Raw genomic sequence first — 2,455 nt, 5'->3', positions numbered from 1 at the left:
TTACCCGCTCCAAGCTCTTAGAGCAAACCACAACTGAGCTTGATTTAGCTAATGCAGAATTAAATAGCATTAGGAATCAATTGGTTAAAATAAATAATTCTAATTTTTATAAAAAAATTACATTAATAAAAAACCTACTTAAACATCCTAATAAATAGCTAATTTAAACAAAATGATAAATAAGAATATTTTAGTGATTGGTGGCGCAGGTTACATAGGATCTCACATGGTGAAGTTACTGAAAGATAAAAACTATGTCCCTATTGTTATAGATGATTTAAGTAGTGGTTACGAAGACTCACTCTTTGGGGCCGAACTGATAAGGGGTAATTTTGGTAATAGTGATTTATTAAATTCAATATTTAGTACGAAAAAAATTGATGCTGTTATGCATTTTGCTTCATTTATTCAAGTTGGCGAGTCTGTAATTTATCCTGCAAAATACTACGAAAATAACTTAAGTAATACGATTACTCTCCTCAATTCAATGGCCAATCATGGTGTCGAGAAGTTTATTTTTTCCTCTAGCGCTGCCATTTTTGGTAATCCTATATCTGAAATGATTGATGAGAGTCATCCACAGATTCCCGTTAACCCATATGGACGATCAAAATGGATGGTCGAGCAAGTTTTAATGGATTATGAGCTTGCCTATGGCATTCAGCATGTATGTCTTAGATACTTTAATGCGGCCGGAGCTCATCCAGATGGTAGCTTGGGGGAAAGGCACCAGCCTGAAACCCACTTGATACCATTAGCAATAGCTGCAGGATCAGGTAGAGGTCCAGAGTTAAAGGTATTCGGCTCAGACTTTCATACACTTGATGGAACTTGTGTGCGCGATTATGTTCACATTTGCGATCTTGTCGACGCCCATTTACTTGGGCTTCAGCATCTTGATTCTGGTAAAGGGTCTCTCAAAATTAACTTAGGAAATGGATCGGGCTATAGCGTAATGGAGGTTATAGATACTGTCGGGGAAGTTCTTAAGCGCCAAGTTCCATATTCAATCGTTAATCGACGACAGGGTGATCCTTCTAAACTTGTTTCCAACTCTGCATTTGCAAAGAGCTCTCTGGGATGGGCTCCTTGCTATCCCAAATTGCGTGACATTATTGAACATGCAGTAAATTGGCATCGTGGTACATAACTCTATTATTTGCAGGAAATTGAAATGTCTAAGTTAAAGCTATCGGTAGTAGTTCCTTGTTTTAATGAGCAGGATGGAATTTTTGAGCTAAGCAGGCGAGTTACTGAAGCCTGTAAAAAGGCAGTGGATAAAAGTTATGAATTGATATTGGTCAATGATGGTTCTACTGATGCGACATGGGAGAAGATGTGCGAGATCTCTAGAAGTGATAGGCAGGTGACCTCAATTAATCTTTCGAGGAATTATGGCCATCAAATAGCTTTATCTGCAGGATTAAGATTTTGTAAGGGGGATAGAATATTTATCATTGATGCCGATTTACAAGACCCCCCAGAGCTCCTGTCAAAAATGATGCTGCAAATGGATGAAGGTTGCGATGTTGTGTATGGGCAACGTAATAAGCGTGAGGGTGAAACAGCTTTTAAGAAAGCATCAGCCTTTGCATTTTATCGAATTCTTAATTGGTTTGTAGATATTAATATTCCCAAAGATACAGGCGACTTTAGGCTGATAAGTAGAAAAGCTGTCGAAGTACTAAATAATATGCCCGAACAACATCGATTTATTCGAGGAATGGTTAGCTGGATAGGAATGCGTCAGGAGCCTATATTTTACGATCGCGAGCCACGTTTCGCCGGTAAAACAAAATATCCTTTAACTAAAATGATTAGATTTGCAATAGATGCAATAACTGGATTTTCTATACTGCCGTTAAGATTTGCTACATGGTTTGGTGTATTCACCGGACTATTAGCAGTAGCCTTACTGCTTTTTGTTGTTATCGAGAACCTACTAGGCAATACAATTGAAGGTTGGACATCCTTGGCCTTAATAATATTATCATTAGGAAGTATCCAGCTTTTTGTCACAGGAGTCTTGGGAGAATATCTAGGAAGAATTTATATTGAATCAAAGGGACGCCCTCTTTATGTTATTCAGGAAATATTAAATTCAGATAATTTTGAAACTATTAAAATAGGCTCATATAAAAAAAATGAAGAATAGAAAAATGGAAGCTGAATTTGATTTATTGGCCGATGATTATTATGAGCAACATAAGCAAAATATATCTGCATCAGGAGAGGGGCCAGAATATTTTTCTGAATATAAAATAAAAGACTTAGCATCTTTGATGAACAAGAGAAAAGTAAGCGAAAAACTGAGCATTTTGGATTTTGGATCAGGGATAGGAAATTCAATACCTTACTTTAGAAAATATTTTAAAAATGCTCACTTGACCTGCGCTGATGTGTCTCAAAAAAGTTTAGAGATTTCCAAAGAAAGGTACCCAGGAAATGAGGATTA

Annotated in this window: 3 protein-coding genes; all 3 read left to right on the top strand. The window is 36.8% G+C overall.

Annotation, left to right across the window (positions count from 1 at the left end; translation table 11 throughout):
• The first annotated feature begins 172 nt into the window (after positions 1–172).
• The gene (gene galE, locus AC9UEO_RS00015; protein WP_509528320.1) at positions 173–1,150 is read left to right on the top strand and encodes a UDP-glucose 4-epimerase GalE; all 978 of its coding nucleotides are present in this window, start codon (positions 173–175) and stop codon (positions 1,148–1,150) included.
• 24 nt (positions 1,151–1,174) lie between these two features.
• The gene (locus AC9UEO_RS00010; RefSeq protein WP_509528318.1) at positions 1,175–2,155 is read left to right on the top strand and encodes a glycosyltransferase family 2 protein; all 981 of its coding nucleotides are present in this window, start codon (positions 1,175–1,177) and stop codon (positions 2,153–2,155) included.
• A gap of 4 nt (positions 2,156–2,159) precedes the next feature.
• The coding region (locus tag AC9UEO_RS00005; RefSeq protein WP_509528316.1) for a class I SAM-dependent methyltransferase at positions 2,160–2,455 on the top strand (296 nt) is incomplete at its 3' end.

The organism is Limnohabitans sp., from assembly GCF_040401495.1.
In the GTDB taxonomy this organism is placed as follows: Bacteria; Pseudomonadota; Gammaproteobacteria; order Burkholderiales; family Burkholderiaceae_C; genus Limnohabitans.
The sequence above is the reverse complement of the archived record's forward strand: the minus strand, read 5'-3'. Positions and strand labels throughout refer to the sequence as shown.